At 64.5% G+C, this 14,099-nt stretch carries 17 protein-coding genes; 12 read left to right on the forward strand and 5 right to left on the reverse strand.

Annotated elements, in window-relative coordinates; translation table 11 throughout:
• Positions 1 to 241 precede the first annotated feature (241 nt).
• The 6 genes from murI to M9955_25815 all read left to right on the forward strand — a co-directional run bounded on the left by murI (position 242) and on the right by M9955_25815 (position 6,243).
• Positions 242 to 1,057, forward strand: coding sequence for a glutamate racemase (gene murI / locus M9955_25790; GenBank protein ID MCO5085060.1), 816 nt, complete (start codon positions 242 to 244; stop codon positions 1,055 to 1,057).
• A gap of 71 nt (positions 1,058 to 1,128) precedes the next feature.
• Positions 1,129 to 1,317, forward strand: coding sequence for a DUF3008 family protein (locus M9955_25795; GenBank protein ID MCO5085061.1), 189 nt, complete (start codon positions 1,129 to 1,131; stop codon positions 1,315 to 1,317).
• Positions 1,318 to 1,493: 176 nt separating this feature from the next.
• Positions 1,494 to 2,723 carry a peptidoglycan-binding protein gene (locus tag M9955_25800; protein MCO5085062.1) on the forward strand — a complete coding sequence of 410 codons (1,230 nt, stop codon included), beginning with the start codon at positions 1,494 to 1,496 and terminating at the stop codon, positions 2,721 to 2,723.
• A gap of 197 nt (positions 2,724 to 2,920) precedes the next feature.
• On the forward strand, positions 2,921 to 3,538 hold the full coding sequence (gene rpsD, locus M9955_25805; protein ID MCO5085063.1) for a 30S ribosomal protein S4: 618 nt from the start codon (positions 2,921 to 2,923) through the stop codon (positions 3,536 to 3,538).
• A gap of 150 nt (positions 3,539 to 3,688) precedes the next feature.
• The gene (locus tag M9955_25810) at positions 3,689 to 5,317 is read left to right on the forward strand and encodes a CTP synthase (protein MCO5085064.1); all 1,629 of its coding nucleotides are present in this window, start codon (positions 3,689 to 3,691) and stop codon (positions 5,315 to 5,317) included.
• A 44-nt stretch (positions 5,318 to 5,361) separates the two neighbouring features.
• Positions 5,362 to 6,243: a helix-turn-helix domain-containing GNAT family N-acetyltransferase gene (locus M9955_25815; GenBank protein ID MCO5085065.1), complete on the forward strand. Its 882-nt coding sequence runs from the start codon at positions 5,362 to 5,364 to the stop codon at positions 6,241 to 6,243.
• Positions 6,244 to 6,257: 14 nt separating this feature from the next.
• On the opposite strand, the gene M9955_25820 is transcribed toward M9955_25815, so the two are convergent.
• Positions 6,258 to 6,569 (reverse strand): MoaD/ThiS family protein, encoded by a 312-nt coding sequence (locus M9955_25820; protein MCO5085066.1) that lies wholly within the window; start codon positions 6,567 to 6,569, stop codon positions 6,258 to 6,260.
• A gap of 15 nt (positions 6,570 to 6,584) precedes the next feature.
• Entirely contained in the window at positions 6,585 to 7,667 is a 1,083-nt protein-coding gene (locus tag M9955_25825) for an exo-alpha-sialidase (GenBank protein MCO5085067.1), read from the reverse strand.
• A gap of 90 nt (positions 7,668 to 7,757) precedes the next feature.
• On the opposite strand from M9955_25825, the gene M9955_25830 reads away from it, so the two are divergent.
• From M9955_25830 to kdsA, 3 genes are all read left to right on the forward strand, one after another.
• Positions 7,758 to 8,198, forward strand: coding sequence for a MarR family winged helix-turn-helix transcriptional regulator (locus tag M9955_25830; GenBank protein MCO5085068.1), 441 nt, complete (start codon positions 7,758 to 7,760; stop codon positions 8,196 to 8,198).
• Between the two features lie 67 nt (positions 8,199 to 8,265).
• Complete coding sequence (locus tag M9955_25835; protein ID MCO5085069.1) at positions 8,266 to 9,123, forward strand: VOC family protein; 858 nt, start codon at positions 8,266 to 8,268, stop codon at positions 9,121 to 9,123.
• On the forward strand, positions 9,123 to 9,953 hold the full coding sequence (gene kdsA, locus M9955_25840) for a 3-deoxy-8-phosphooctulonate synthase (protein MCO5085070.1): 831 nt from the start codon (positions 9,123 to 9,125) through the stop codon (positions 9,951 to 9,953). The genes M9955_25835 and kdsA overlap by 1 nt, the downstream gene beginning before the upstream one ends.
• Before the next feature lie 6 nt (positions 9,954 to 9,959).
• On the opposite strand, the gene M9955_25845 is transcribed toward kdsA, so the two are convergent.
• Both M9955_25845 and moaA read right to left on the reverse strand, forming a co-directional pair.
• Positions 9,960 to 10,412 carry a hypothetical protein gene (locus M9955_25845; GenBank protein ID MCO5085071.1) on the reverse strand — a complete coding sequence of 151 codons (453 nt, stop codon included), beginning with the start codon at positions 10,410 to 10,412 and terminating at the stop codon, positions 9,960 to 9,962.
• Positions 10,413 to 10,471: 59 nt separating this feature from the next.
• Entirely contained in the window at positions 10,472 to 11,467 is a 996-nt protein-coding gene (gene moaA, locus M9955_25850) for a GTP 3',8-cyclase MoaA (GenBank protein ID MCO5085072.1), read from the reverse strand.
• A gap of 315 nt (positions 11,468 to 11,782) precedes the next feature.
• On the opposite strand from moaA, the gene cysE reads away from it, so the two are divergent.
• Both cysE and M9955_25860 read left to right on the forward strand, forming a co-directional pair.
• Positions 11,783 to 12,634, forward strand: a complete 852-nt coding sequence (cysE, locus tag M9955_25855) for a serine O-acetyltransferase (protein ID MCO5085073.1) — start codon at positions 11,783 to 11,785, stop codon at positions 12,632 to 12,634.
• A gap of 92 nt (positions 12,635 to 12,726) precedes the next feature.
• Positions 12,727 to 12,930 carry a DUF3126 family protein gene (locus M9955_25860; GenBank protein MCO5085074.1) on the forward strand — a complete coding sequence of 68 codons (204 nt, stop codon included), beginning with the start codon at positions 12,727 to 12,729 and terminating at the stop codon, positions 12,928 to 12,930.
• Positions 12,931 to 12,933: 3 nt separating this feature from the next.
• Here M9955_25860 and M9955_25865 read toward each other — a convergent pair whose 3' ends face one another.
• Positions 12,934 to 13,605 carry a hypothetical protein gene (locus M9955_25865; protein ID MCO5085075.1) on the reverse strand — a complete coding sequence of 224 codons (672 nt, stop codon included), beginning with the start codon at positions 13,603 to 13,605 and terminating at the stop codon, positions 12,934 to 12,936.
• A gap of 175 nt (positions 13,606 to 13,780) precedes the next feature.
• On the opposite strand from M9955_25865, the gene M9955_25870 reads away from it, so the two are divergent.
• The gene (locus M9955_25870; protein MCO5085076.1) at positions 13,781 to 14,089 is read left to right on the forward strand and encodes a hypothetical protein; all 309 of its coding nucleotides are present in this window, start codon (positions 13,781 to 13,783) and stop codon (positions 14,087 to 14,089) included.
• The last annotated feature ends 10 nt before the right edge of the window (positions 14,090 to 14,099 follow it).

Consider the following 14,099-nt stretch of genomic DNA (forward strand, 5'->3'; position numbering starts at 1 on the left):
GCAATCGGCTAAGGGGTCTGTCTGGCTGGATACCCCCACCCCTAGTCCCTCCCCACAAGGGGAAGGGAGATCAGGTCGGCACTAGACAATAACGGACACGATCAAGGGCAGGGCGGGATTCCGCTCCCTCTTGTGGGGGGGGGGTAGGGAAGGGGGTCGAAATTCCGCCGAACTGGCGGCCTTGAAGTGAGCGGCAACCGGCCGCATCCTTGGCCCGACGACTCCCGGACGCAGATTCTCCATGAGCGAAAGTGATCCCCGCGCGCCTGTGCTGATGTTCGATTCGGGCATTGGCGGCCTGACCGTGCTGCGGGAGGCGCGCGTGCTGATGCCCGACCGCCGCTTTGTCTACGTGGCCGACGACGCCGCCTTTCCCTATGGCGACTGGGAAGAGGCTGCGCTCGACGCGCGCATCGTAAAGCTGTTCGGCGAGCTGCTGGAGCGCTTCCAGCCGGCTGTGGCGATGATCCCCTGCAACACGGCCTCGACCCTGTCGCTCGCCAACCTGCGCGCGGCTTATCCCGGCACGCCCTTCGTCGGCACCGTGCCGGCTATCAAGCCGGCCGCCGAGCGCACGCGTTCCGGCCTCGTCTCGGTGCTCGCGACGCCCGGCACGGTAAAGCGGCAGTATACGCGCGATCTGATCGCGCAGTGGGCGCAGAAGTGCCACGTCCGGCTGGTCGGCTCGACGCAGCTCGCGCGCCTTGCAGAGGCCTATATGCGCGACGGTTTCGTGGACGAGGAGGCAGTGAAAGCGGAGATCGCGCCGTGCTTCATCGAGCAGGACGGGCGGCGCACGGACATCGTGGTGCTCGCCTGCACGCACTATCCGTTCCTCGTCAACCGCATGCGTAAGACCGCGCCCTGGCCGGTGGACTGGCTCGACCCGGCCGAAGCCATCGCGCGGCGCGCCATGACGCTGCTGGAGGAGGTCGATCCGGGCGAGGACGGTCACTCGCTGCCGGAAAACGAACGCGACATTGCCGTGTTCACCTCCGGGCGTACGGACTTCGCCACCCGGCGTCTGCTGCAGGGCTTCGGTCTCGCCATCGTCTGATGCGGCGCATGCGGGAACCGGCCCGGCCCGACCAACGTTTTGCCGCATCCCGAACCTGTGAGGACACAGAGATGCCGGCCAAATCCAAAGCGCAACAGAAGGCCGCCGGCGCGGCCCTTTCCGCCAAGCGCGGCGAGACGAAGAAGAGCGAACTCAAGGGCGCGTCGAAGGAAATGTATGAATCCATGAGCGAGAAGCAGCTCGAGGAATTCGCCGAGACGAAAAGGGAGGGCTTGCCCAACAAGGTCGACAAGGACTGAAGCGCGAAGCGCAGGGTGCCGGCGTACGTTGCGATCGATCTCGGCCCCTGATCTTGGCCAGCCTTGGCACTCCGGATATTCGGCCGCGCCGGTAGGCCACCGACAGGTCGTCGCGGTATTGAAGAACCGCACTTTGGCTGGCAAAATGGCTTCAAGACGGCGAGGTGGGTACTGCGATGGCTCTATCATCGGGTGTTCTGGGTGGAAATCCACGTCTGGAACAGGCCGCGCTCGGACCGCCTTCGATCCGCCCGCTGCCATCGATCGAGGACCCGGATGCCATCCGGCGGATCCAACAGGGGCTGGTCGCGCTCGGTTTTTTGCCCGGCTTCTTTTTCGAGCAGGTCGGCGCCGGTGATCTGCCCGGGAAATTCGGACCCCAGACCGTCTTAGCGGTGAAGGCGTTTCAGGCTTCGGCGTTTCCGAACGACAGGAGCCAGTGGGACGGCATCGTCGGCCGGATGACACTGGGCAAGCTCGACGCCGCTTTGGTTGCGGCACCCGGGCCGGGTCCAGCGCCCGGGCCATCCCCTGGACCATCTCCGACACCGCCGAGCGTGGTCGGGGAATTCGAAGGCGCGGCCCAGACCCGCAGTGACGCAGAAACGGCGGCCGTCACCATGGCCTACGACATCGTCTTGCCGGCGTCCGTGAACCGCGCAGGCCCGCGCGGCACATTGGCGCTGCTGGAGAAGATGGCGCCGAATGCCGCCTTTCGCCAGTTGATGTATCTCATCCAGAAGAAGGGGCGTCTCTACTGGGTCGGCGCCTGCGTGCCCCAGAACGCCACGAAGTTCGACGAGGCGCAGATCTTCTTCCACCCGGCTCCGGGGCAGGCCGGGCTCAAGGAGGCCAATTACGAAGCCTTCGACGGCGGCTGGGACAATGTCTATCGCTATGTTCCGTGGCTTGGCTCCCAGCTTGCGCATGCCGGACGCAATCAGGTCCTTCTCGTGCCCTTCATGGCCGGACACATGTATTCGACCCACGGCGTTCTCGCCGGCAATCCGATCGGCAGCACATCGGCCCTGCTGACGCTCGTCAAGGAAACGATTACCGGTGATGCCAGCCCCGTCTCGGTCACATCCATCGGTGTGAGCAGCTTCAGCGTGGGCATCAGCGCAATGGCGACCTTCGCGCATCTGATTGCCGGAAGCGGTCTCCTGCGCGAGCTGACGGACTTTGACGGGCTCTACTCCAACAGTCCCCACAAGAGTTTTTCAGGTGCCGGCGGCGCCACGTTCCGCCGTTACACGCAGAGCGGCGGCATGCGGCCGACCGTGGGGCGGACCTACAGCGCGCCCTTGGAACGCTGGGGCGCCTGGCCGCCCGGAACCAAGACATACAACCAGGTTCACGCTCTCATGCCCAATCTGTTCCTTCACGCGATGTCGCCGGGCAATTGACTTTTCCCGACAGCCGGCCTATCAGCCGCGCCAACATCGGGTGGCAACGTCCGGTGGGTAATCGACGTGTCCCGTGGATCTTTCCGCAAAGCGTGCGCGAAAGATCCTGTCAGGTCTCGGAAAAGGAGGCCAGAGGAGGGCGCGTTTCCTTCGCCCGGGGCGAAAGCTCCGGGTAATCGTTTTTGAAAGGGAATGCGATGAGCAAGCGCGAATCCGCAAAATACAAACTCGATCGCCGTCTTGGCGAGAACGTCTGGGGCCGTCCGAAGTCCCCGGTCAACAAGCGTGAATACGGCCCCGGCCAGCATGGCCAGCGCCGCAAGGGCAAGATGTCCGACTTCGGCCTGCAGCTCCGCGCCAAGCAGAAGCTGAAGGGTCACTACGGCGACATCTCCGAGAAGCAGTTCCGCAAGACCTACGAAGAGGCGAACCGCCGCAAGGGCGACACGCCGGACAATCTGATCGGCCTGCTGGAGTCGCGCCTCGACGCCGTCGTCTATCGTTCCAAGTTCGTGCCGACGATTTTCGCGGCGCGCCAGTTCGTCAATCACGGCCATATCAACGTCAACGGCAAGCGCGTCAACATCGCCTCGTATCGCTGCAAGGCCGGCGACGTGATCGAGGTGCGCGAGAAGTCGAAGCAGCTCGTGCTGGTGCTGGAATCAGTGCAACTCGCCGAGCGCGACGTGCCGGACTACATCGAGGCCGACCACAACAAGATGACCGCGACGTTCACGCGCATTCCGGGCCTCTCCGACGTGCCGTATGCGGTGCAGATGGAGCCGAACCTCGTCGTCGAGTTCTACTCGCGCTGATTTTTCGCCCTGTCGGGCCTTTCGGATCGGCCGCCTCTCGGGGCGGCCTTTTCTTTGGCCGCGAGACGTTCACCAACGAGCTTTGGAAAACGCCTGGCTCGGGTTTTTTCACTGGCGGAATCAAGCCCGCCGCGTTAAGCACCGACTCCCATGGCGCGATACGTATTCATCACCGGCGGCGTGGTTTCCTCACTCGGAAAGGGCATAGCGGCAGCGGCGCTCGGCGCGCTTCTGCAGGCGCGGGGTTACCGCGTGCGCATCCGCAAGCTCGATCCGTATCTCAACGTCGACCCCGGCACGATGAGCCCTTACCAGCATGGCGAGGTGTTCGTGACCGACGACGGCGCGGAAACCGATCTCGACCTCGGCCACTATGAGCGGTTCACCGGCCGCTCGGCCAATCAGTCCGACAACATCACCACCGGCCGCATCTACAAGAACATCATCGACCGCGAGCGGCGCGGCGACTATCTCGGCGCGACCGTGCAGGTGATCCCGCACGTCACCGACGAGATCAAGAATTTCATCCTTTCCGGCAACGAGGAATACGACTTCGTGCTGTGCGAGATCGGCGGCACGGTGGGCGACATCGAGGCGATGCCGTTCCTCGAGGCGATCCGGCAGGTGGGCAATGATCTGCCGCGCGGCGGCGCGGTCTACGTGCACCTCACGCTGATGCCCTACATCCCGACCGCCGGCGAACTGAAGACCAAGCCGACGCAGCACTCGGTGAAGGAACTGCGCTCCATTGGCATCGCGCCAGACATCCTGCTGGTGCGCGCCGACCGGCCGATCCCGAAGGAGGAGCGCCGAAAACTCTCGCTCTTCTGCAATGTGCGCGAAAGCGCGGTGATCCAGGCGCTCGACGTCGGCCACATCTACGACGTGCCGATGGCCTATCACAAGGAAGGGCTGGACTCGGAAGTGCTGGCCGCGTTCGGCATCGACCCGGCGCCGAAACCGCGCATGGAGCGCTGGGTGGAGGTGTCGAACCGCATCCACAATCCGGAAGGCGAGGTGACCATCGCCGTCGTCGGTAAGTATACGGGCCTCAAGGACGCCTACAAATCGCTGATGGAGGCGCTCGCCCATGGGGGGCTGGCCAACAAGGTGAAGGTCAAGCTCGACTGGATCGAGAGCGAGGTGTTCGAGAAGGAAGATCCTTCGCCCTATCTGGAGAAGGTGCATGGCATCCTCGTGCCGGGAGGCTTCGGCGAGCGCGGCTCGGAAGGCAAGATCCTCGCGGCAAAATTCGCGCGCGAGCGAAAGGTGCCGTATTTCGGCATCTGCTTCGGCATGCAGATGGCCTGTATCGAGGCCGCGCGCTCGCTGGCCGGCGTCGAGGACGCGTCGTCCACGGAGTTCGGCCCGACGCCGGAGCCGGTCGTCGGCCTGATGACCGAATGGCTGAAGGGCAACATGCTGGAGAAGCGCCAGTCGGCCGGCGATCTCGGCGGCACGATGCGGCTCGGCGCCTATGAGGCGCGGCTGGAGAAGGGCTCGAAGATCGCCGAGATCTATGGCGACACGGTGATCTCCGAACGCCACCGCCACCGCTACGAGGTCAATATCGACTACAAGCAGCGGCTGGAGGAGTGCGGGCTGGTGTTTGCCGGCATGTCGCCGGACGGCGTGCTTCCGGAAACGATCGAATATCCCGACCACCCGTGGTTCATCGGCGTTCAATACCATCCGGAGCTGAAAAGCCGGCCCTTCGAGCCGCACCCGCTGTTCGCCAGCTTCATCAATGCGGCGATGGAGCAGAGCCGGCTGGTGTAGACTTCCGGCTTGCAGAGATGGAGTTGCCTGACTAAAGTCAGGGAATGTCATCGGATCAGATTGCCGTCATCCGCAGCTTCAACCGCGCCATCACGCAACGCATCGGCGCGTTGCAGGACAGCTATCTCAGCCGCGGGCGGCCGCTTGGCGAGGCGCGGTTGTTGTTCGAGATCGGCACCGGCGGCGCCGACCTGCGCGACCTCCGCGAAAAACTCAATCTGGATTCCGGATATCTCAGCCGGCTATTGCGCTCGCTGGAAGCGCAGGGGCTGGTGATCGTGGAGAAGACCGGTGACGATGCGCGGGTGCGCCGGGCAGCGCTGACCGAAGCCGGACGTGGCGAATGGAACGGCTACGATCGCTCCTCCGATGAGCTTGCCCAATCGTTGCTGTCGCCCCTCACGGTGGAAGAAAGGGGGCGTCTGGTTGCCGCGATGGGCGAAGTCGAAAGGCTGCTGAGGGTTGCCGGAATCACGCTGGCGGTGGAGCCTCCGGACAGCGCCGACGCGCGCTGGTGCCTCCAACAATACATGCAGGAGTTGGCCGTCCGTTTCGAGGAGGGGTTCGACACGTCGAAGGGCAACAGCGTCTCACCCGCCGAGATGACGCCGCCGGCAGGCTGGTTCCTCGTCGCACGGCAGGAGGGCAAGCCGGTCGGCTGCGCCGCGATGATCCGCCGTGACAGGGATACGGCCGAAATCAAGCGCATGTGGGCCGCGCCGGCCGCGCGAGGGCAGGGGCTGGCGAAGCGGATGCTTGACCAGTTCGAGGACATGGCGCGGGAGTCCGGCTTCAGCAGGCTCGTGCTCGACACGAACCGCGCGCTGAAGGAGGCGCAGGAGCTTTACCGGCGACGGGGTTTTGCGGAGATCGCGCCCTACAACGACAATCCCTACGCGGATTTCTGGTTCGAGAAGCGGCTCTAGGCTCCGGCCGCGCGTCACCCGCCGCTGATCGCGGTCAGCACAAAGACCTCGCTGCCGGGCGGAATGGATGCATCGAGCTTCACACGTTCGCCGTCGATGAAGACATTCATATGCTTTCGGATCGCCGGAGAGGAATCGCAGATGCGATCGCGCATGCCGGGCCAGCGACGGTTCAGTTCGTCCACCATCTCGCGCACCGTCGCGGCATCCATCTCGACGCGCCGCCGCGCGCCGGGAAACAGATCGACAAGGATGCCGGGCAGCCGCACGACGATGGCGTTCTCGACGCCGCTGTTGTGGCCGAATCCCGACGCCCGATCATTCATGAGCGCTGCCTGCGGTCACTGGCGCACCACCATTGTCTCGACCGACGAGATGGTCGGCAGATGCTCGGCGATCGGCTCCCAGTGATCTCCCTCGTCGCGGCTGGCGAACAGCACGCCGCCGCTGGTGCCGAAATAGACGCCGGCCGGGTCAAGGCTGTCTGTCGTCATGGCCTGCCGCAGCACGCCGAAATAGGCGTTTTCCTGCGGAAGCCCGTCGCGCAAATCCTGCCACGTCCTGCCGCCGTCGCGGGTGCGCCACACCGCCGCCTTCGCGTCCGGCACGAAACGGCCTTTAGAATCACCGTTCAGCGGCAGCAGGAACAGCGTCTCGGCATCGCGCGGGTGGGCGGCGGCCGGAAAGCCGAAGCTCGACGGCAGGCCGGCCTCGATGCTTTCCCATGTCCTGCCGCCATCGTCTGAACGGTACATGCCGCAATGGTTCTGCTGGTAGAGCAGGTCCGAATTGCCGGGCGCCATGACGAGGCAGTGCACGCACTGGCCGAATTCCGGATAGTTCTGGCCTTCGGGGAGGAAATCGGCGCGCGTGCCGCGGTTGCGCGGCTCCCATGTCCTGCCGCCATCCGCCGTGTGGAACACGCCGGCGGATGAAATGCCCACCCAGATCCTGTCGTCGTCGGCGGGGTCGGGAACGAGCGAATGCAGGATCAGGCCGGCGCCGCCGGGCATCCAGTCCTTGCGGGTCGGATGCTTTTGCAGCCCTTCCATATGCGTCCACGTCTCGCCGCGATCCTCGCTGCGAAAAAGCCCGGCCGGCTGCACGCCCGCATAGAGATGCCCGTTCCTCGGGGCGATGCTCCACACGGCGCTGATCGGCTCCGCGCCGGCCTCGTAGGCGAGGCCTTCGCTGGAATGCGTCCAGGTGCGGCCGAGATCGGTCGACTTCCAGACCGCCGGGCCGAACCATTCATTGCCGCCGCCGGCATAGATCGTGCCCGAGGCGGCGTCGCCGATGGCATGATGGATCGGCCAGGTCTCGCAATAGGGGCCACGAATCTGCCATTTGTCTCGGGCCGTATCGCTTTCGGCGATGAAGACGCCTTTCTTGGTGCCCAAGAGGACCAGAATTTTCTCCGGCATGGCGCTCCTCCTCGAACATTGTGCCGTGCGTAAAGCACGGCGGGCGCCTATAACACATCACAATTATGTTGATATCAACACGCTGAACCGATGGCCGACGAGACTCTCCTGACATTCGCGACGACCTTGCAGGTGCGCGACACCTGTTTCTGCCTGCACGCGCAGCGGGCGGCGCGCGTGCTCGGCCGCCGCTACGACAAGGCTTTGCGGCCGCTTGGCCTCACCAACGGCCAGTTTTCCCTGCTGATGGCGCTGAACCGGCCGGGCAGCGCGGGCGTCTCGGATCTGGCGGCGGTGCTCGGCATGGATCGCACGACGGTGACGGCGATGCTGAAGCCGCTTGAAAGGCGCGGGCTGGTGGCGAGCGCCGCCGACGGCAAGGACAGGCGTCTGCGGGGCCTCATGCTGTCAGATGCCGGGCGGGAACTGCTCGTCGCGGCGCTTCCGGTCTGGAAAGCGGTGCAGGCTGAGATCGGGGCGACGCTGGCGGAGCCGGAGAGGATGCTGGCCGAACTGCGCGCGCTGGGCTGAGGCGGGTTCTACGCATCCGGCAGTCAGGGCGCTTGCGCATGACGGCCGTTTGGGGCATCGCACGGCCATGACATCGTCACCGCGCCCGCTCGATCACTGTGTTCTGCCCACGGCCGACCTCGACGTTGCCCGCGACCGGCTGACACGGCTGGGATTCACCGTCGCGCCGAACGGCTTGCATCCTTTCGGCACGGAAAACTGCTGCGTCTATTTCGCGGACGGAACCTTTCTGGAGCCCCTGGCAGTGGCGGATCAGGCGAAGGCGGAAGAAGCGGCGCGGCAGGGCAACGTGTTCATCGCCCGCGACCGGGACTGGCGCAGCCGACATCGCGAGGAAGGCTTCACGGCGCTGGTGTTCGCAAGCACGGACGCTGACGACGACCACGCCCGTTTCGTGCGGGCAGGGGTATCCGTCGGCAGTCAGCTGAGTTTCTCACGACCGTTCGTGGACGCATCCGGCAAGCAGGACGTTGCCTCCTTCAAGCTCGCCTTCGCGGCGGATCAGCGTGCGCCCGACGTCTATTTCTTCGCCTGCGAGCGCGTGAACGCGCCGGCGGTGGACCGTTCCGCGTTGCAGCGGCATGTCAACGGCGTGAGCAGGACAAAGGCAATCCACCTCGAAGCGGGCGCGCCGAGGGATTTCGCCGCGCTCCTGAGCGCATTGACCGGCTCGGCAGGTGTCGAGACCGCTTCCGGTCTGCGCTTTCCGGCCGCCAACGGCGACGTTCTGGTGGACCGTTCCGCGAATGGCATGCAGCCGGATGCAGGCCTGCTGCTGACCGGGATTGTCTTCGGCGTGACCAGTCTGGCCGATGTCGCTACGCTTCTGACCGAAGGCGGGGTCGAACACACCGTGCAGCAGGGACGCATCATCGCTCCGCCCGCGTCGGGACAGGGCGCGCAATTCATCTTCGAGGAGGCCTGATGACCAGCCCCAACGCCACCGTTTCGGTCGGAAAGGTCCATTTCGGCAACACGGCGCCGCTGGCGCTGATCGCCGGGCCATGCCAGCTCGAATCGCGCGATCACGCCTTCGACATGGCCGGCGCGCTGAAGGAGATGACCGAAAGGCTCGGCATAGGCCTCGTCTACAAGACGAGCTTCGACAAGGCGAACCGCACGTCGCTTTCCGGCAGGCGCGGCGTCGGCCTCGACGCGGCGCTGCCCGTCTTCGCCGACATCCGCGAAAAGTTCGGCCTGCCGGTGCTGACCGACGTGCATTCGCCGGAACAGTGCGGGATCGTGGCGGAAGCCGTCGACATTCTCCAGATCCCCGCCTTCCTGTCGCGCCAGACCGACCTGCTGATCGCTGCGGCGCATACGGGCAAGATCGTCAATGTGAAGAAGGGCCAGTTCCTCGCGCCCTGGGACATGAAGAACGTCGTCGCCAAGATCACGGATTCCGGCAACGCCAACGTGCTGGTGACGGAGCGCGGCGTGTCCTTCGGCTACAACATGCTGGTGTCTGACATGCGCGCGCTGCAGATCATGGCGGAGATGGGCGCACCGGTAATCTTCGACGCGACGCATTCTGTGCAGCAGCCGGGCGGACAGGGCGGCTCGACCGGCGGCGAGCGGCGCTTCGTGGAGACGCTGGCGCGCGCGGCTGTGGCGGTGGGCGTCGCCGGCGTCTTCATCGAGACGCATCAGGACCCGGACAATGCACCGTCCGACGGGCCGAACATGGTGCCGCTGAAGGACATGCCGGCGCTGCTCGAACGGCTGATGGCGTTCGACCGCGTGGCCAAGGCGTAGGGCGCGTCAGGGGCCGCGCAGGCTTTTCGCGATCCTGCCGGCCAGCGGATCGTATTTTGCCTTCAGCGCCGGTGGGTATTCGATCCAGACGCTGCGGATCACCTCGTCGCGGCCGAACAGCCGGCGTTGATAGAAGACATTGCCGTCGCGATAGCCTGACAGCACGGCCCAGTCCTTGGCGGTCTTGCTGTAGGTGATCGTATAGTCGCCGGTCTGGGCGGTCTTTTCGCTCGCGACGTAGCTTTTAGGCGTCTCGTCCATGACGTTGAACATGCCGGAGCAGACGAGCCGCGCGCCGTCAGCCGACAGCCACTCCTGCCCGTCGCCGTTTTCAGGCTCGGGCTGCGGCTCGGAGAAGATGTCGGCCGGAAAAGTGCAATGGGTGCCGAAGCGCGGATTGACGTAGGTGTAGTCCGCGGCAAGGGCGGGCGCGGCGAGCGTCGAAAGGACAGCGTACATCAGAAACAGGCGCGAAAACGCTGAATTTCTTTTATAAAAAGCGCTGGCGAGCACCGTACTCAGCCGCCGGTGACGCTCATGTGGCGCGAGACGGCCGGTCTGTTGCTGCGGCGATCGATGACGAAGTCGTGGCCTTTGGGCTTGCGCCCGATCGCCTCGTCTATGGCGCGCGACAGAAGCTCGTTGCCCTCCGAGGCGCGCAGGGGCGCGCGCAGATCCGCCGCATCCTCCTGGCCGAGGCACATGAACAGCGTGCCGGTGCAGGTGACGCGCACGCGGTTGCAGCTTTCGCAGAAATTGTGGGTGAGCGGCGTGATGAAGCCGAGCAGGCCGCCGGTTTCGGCGACGCGCACATAGCGCGCCGGCCCGCCGGTGCGATACGGGATGTCGACCAGCGTGAACCGGCGCTCCAGATCGCCACGCAGCACGGAGAGCGGCAGGTACTGATCCGTGCGGTCGAAGTCGATCTCGCCCATCGGCATGGTTTCGATGACGGTGAGGTCCATGTCGCGGCCATGTGCCCAGCGGATCAGTTCGGGCATTTCCGCGTCGTTGAAGCCTTTTAGCGCCACCGCGTTCAGCTTGATGCGGATGCCTGCCGCCTGCGCGGCGTCGAGCCCGGCAATGACGCGGGACAAATCGCCCCGGCGCGTGATCGCGCGAAATTTTTCCGGATCTAGCGTATCCACCGAGACGTTGATGCGGCGGACGCCGTAGCGGGCGAGTTCTGCCGCGTATCTGGCGAGTTGCGAACCGTTGGTGGTGAGCGTCAGTTCGTCGAGCGCCCCGCTCCCGAGGTGACGGGAGAGCTCGCGGATCAGGTGCATGATGTTCCTGCGCACCAGCGGCTCGCCGCCGGTGAGGCGAAGCTTCCTGACGCCCTTCTCGATGAAGGCCGTGCACAACCGGTCAAGTTCCTCGAGCGAGAGCAGGTCGCGCTTCGGCAGGAACTCCATGTCCTCCGCCATGCAATAGGTGCAGCGGAAGTCGCAGCGGTCGGTGACCGAGACCCTCAGGTAGGTTATCCGTCGACCGAACGGGTCGATCATGTCCATCAGGCAGTTCCATCCCTGGTTGGCGCGCAGGCGCCATTTCCATTCATTTCGTACGAGTATGCAGCACAATCAAGTGCCTGTCGGCCGAACGCGGCACTATCGCGCGTCTGTTGTGCCATGCGGACACCGGCGTCGCCGGCAAATCATCGCCACGGGACGCCGCTTTTTCCGGCATTCTTTGAAGGAATTTGAAGTTTTTGCGCGGCGTATTAAATTCCGCTTCACCGACTGCTCAGCAGAATTGAGTTTCAAAACTTCGCGCCAAGGGCTATTTTCGTTCGCAGACAGCGGCCATTGGACGCAATCCGGGAGACGATGGTGAATACGGTCAGTTCCATTCGCAGCGCGGCGCTGCAACCGGTCGATCCGATCTGGGATGCGGTGAGGAAAGAAGCGACTGCGGCGGTGGACAACGATCCGCTTCTCGCAGCCTTCCTCTATTCGACCATCCTGAACCATGCGAGCCTTGAGGAGGCGGTGATCCATCGCCTTTCCCAGCGCCTCGACCATGGCGACATGAGCGCCGATCTGATCGCCCAGACATACCGCGAGATGATCAAGTCCGAACCGGAGTGGAGTTCCATCGTCCGCGTCGACATACAGGCCTATTACGACCGCGATCCGGCCTGCGACCGCTTCATGATGCCGGTGCTCTACTTCAAGGGTTTTCACGCCATCCAGACGCACAGGCTGGCTCATTGGCTGTGGAATCGCGGCCGCAAGGATTTCGCGCTCTATCTGCAGAGCAGGTCGTCCGCCGTGTTCCAGACCGATATCAACCCGGCGGCGCGCATCGGCAAGGGCATTTTCGTCGACCATGCCACGGGCCTCGTGGTGGGTGAGACGGCGGTGATCGAGGACAACGTGTCCCTGCTGCACGCCGTCACGCTCGGCGGCACGGGCAAGGCTGGCGGCGACCGCCATCCGAAGATCCGGCAGGGCGTGCTGATCGGCGCCGGCGCCAAGATCCTCGGCAATATCGAGGTCGGCCACTGCGCCAAGATCGCGGCCGGGTCGGTCGTGCTCTCTCCGGTGCCGCACAACAAGACGGTTGCGGGCGTGCCGGCGCGTGTGGTCGGCGAGACGGGTTGCGACCAGCCGTCGCGCCAGATGGACCAGCTTCTGCCGTCGCTGGCTTTCGACCACGCCTTGACCTTCGATATCTGAAGGCAAGATACACGGAAGCGCATTGCGGCTTTACAGCCGCGATTGTGCCGTGCCAGAAGCACGCTCCACGCAGTTCCGTCCGGAGAAAGCCGTTGAAGCCCGAAGAAATCCGCAAGCTCGACGCCTATTTCAAGCGCACCTTCCAGAATCCAAACCTGAAGGTGAAGGCGCGCCCCCGCAAGGATGATTCCTGCGAGGTCTATGTCGGCGAGGAGTTCATCGGCATCGTTTTCAAGGACGAGGACGACGGCGACTACAATTTCTCGATGGCGATCCTCGACGTCGATCTCGAATAAGGCTCACTGCCTCAGCATCTGTCCGGCCTTGGCGAGGATAGCGGCGTCGAGCCGCTGCCAGTCGGGCAGGAGTTCCTTCGGAAAACGATAGGTCATGCTGAGCTCGTCGCCGAGCTGTATGTCCCGCTCGCAGGGCGCCAGCGACTCCTCCGCACCGGCGCCGGTCAGGCACCGCGCGACATAGGGCGTGGCCTCGCCCGGTCGCGCGCCGACCAGGAGAGACTCGTTGAGATACCCTGACTTCTGGTCGAAGCCATAGGCGGAAAGGCCGGCAGGTCCCTTCGTGGGCGGCTCGACGATCAGGGACTTGTAGATCGGCTCGAAGCGTCCGCTCATGTCCCGCGACATCATCCGCGATTCGAAGGAGACGAAAACGATGCTCTTCGCATCCCCGGCGTGGTTGAAATCGGCTGCGGCCTCGCGGCTGTAGCCTTCCATCTGCGGATAGCGGAAGTAGAGATCGAGTCGGCCGGCCACACCGTTGGTCCGCTGGCGCTCGAAGCGGATGGCGTTTGCCGGCGCCGCGATGACGTTGTTGCCGATGACGATTTCCCGCATCGAGGAATCGTCTGTATGCCCCGCCATGGCGATCGACGCGCCGAGCCACTTGCCGGCGAAGCTCAGGCCGCCGGAAAGCGCCGCAAGGCCGGCAAAAACGTAGAACACCTTCAGCATGAAGCTGGAGTTGACGACGTTGAGCTGCAACTCCTCGGCTGTCTGCGACACGAAAGCTCTCCGCGGATTGTGCCCGAATGGGACAGCGACAGTGGCATTGAACTTGCCACGCCTGCCGGTGACTGTGCGAATTTATGGTAAACGGCAGGTAAACATGGCCGGATTGACGGTTGCGATGTTCGCTTTTGTGGCCGGCGTCACCGTTGCGGGACTTTCGGCCTCGCTGATGCAGATCGTCACGGGCAGGACCGTCGGTTTTGTCGAGCCTTTCGTGTCGAATCGCATGATCGCTCGGTCGCTGCTGGCAGCGCTCGCGGCAGGTCCCATGATGCTCGGCAACGACGCGCTCAATGCCCGGAGGGAAGGCCGGGCCGGCTGGCTAGTCCTGTCGGTCGCGTGCGCCTTCGCCATGCTCTGGGCCAGCGCCACCGGCATCGTCGTTCTGGAGGTTGCCTCGCGGATGCGTGGTCCGCTAGGAAGCTGAGCCTGCCACC

It is taken from the genome of Rhizobiaceae bacterium (genome assembly GCA_023953845.1).
Lineage (GTDB): Bacteria > Pseudomonadota > Alphaproteobacteria > Rhizobiales > Rhizobiaceae > Arvimicrobium.

Bases quoted from the DNA above. Each gene is read 5' to 3' on its own strand.
- murI (MCO5085060.1), top strand. From the start codon at position 242: ATGAGCGAAAGTGATCCCCGCGCGCCTGTGCTGATGTTCGATTCGGGC.
- M9955_25795 (MCO5085061.1), top strand. From the start codon at position 1,129: ATGCCGGCCAAATCCAAAGCGCAACAGAAGGCCGCCGGCGCGGCCCTT.
- M9955_25800 (MCO5085062.1), top strand. From the start codon at position 1,494: ATGGCTCTATCATCGGGTGTTCTGGGTGGAAATCCACGTCTGGAACAG.
- rpsD (MCO5085063.1), top strand. From the start codon at position 2,921: ATGAGCAAGCGCGAATCCGCAAAATACAAACTCGATCGCCGTCTTGGC.
- M9955_25810 (MCO5085064.1), top strand. From the start codon at position 3,689: ATGGCGCGATACGTATTCATCACCGGCGGCGTGGTTTCCTCACTCGGA.
- M9955_25815 (MCO5085065.1), top strand. From the start codon at position 5,362: ATGTCATCGGATCAGATTGCCGTCATCCGCAGCTTCAACCGCGCCATC.
- M9955_25820 (MCO5085066.1), bottom strand. From the start codon at position 6,569: ATGAATGATCGGGCGTCGGGATTCGGCCACAACAGCGGCGTCGAGAAC.
- M9955_25825 (MCO5085067.1), bottom strand. From the start codon at position 7,667: ATGCCGGAGAAAATTCTGGTCCTCTTGGGCACCAAGAAAGGCGTCTTC.
- M9955_25830 (MCO5085068.1), top strand. From the start codon at position 7,758: ATGGCCGACGAGACTCTCCTGACATTCGCGACGACCTTGCAGGTGCGC.
- M9955_25835 (MCO5085069.1), top strand. From the start codon at position 8,266: ATGACATCGTCACCGCGCCCGCTCGATCACTGTGTTCTGCCCACGGCC.
- kdsA (MCO5085070.1), top strand. From the start codon at position 9,123: ATGACCAGCCCCAACGCCACCGTTTCGGTCGGAAAGGTCCATTTCGGC.
- M9955_25845 (MCO5085071.1), bottom strand. From the start codon at position 10,412: ATGTACGCTGTCCTTTCGACGCTCGCCGCGCCCGCCCTTGCCGCGGAC.
- moaA (MCO5085072.1), bottom strand. From the start codon at position 11,467: ATGGACATGATCGACCCGTTCGGTCGACGGATAACCTACCTGAGGGTC.
- cysE (MCO5085073.1), top strand. From the start codon at position 11,783: ATGGTGAATACGGTCAGTTCCATTCGCAGCGCGGCGCTGCAACCGGTC.
- M9955_25865 (MCO5085075.1), bottom strand. From the start codon at position 13,605: ATGCTGAAGGTGTTCTACGTTTTTGCCGGCCTTGCGGCGCTTTCCGGC.
- M9955_25870 (MCO5085076.1), top strand. From the start codon at position 13,781: ATGTTCGCTTTTGTGGCCGGCGTCACCGTTGCGGGACTTTCGGCCTCG.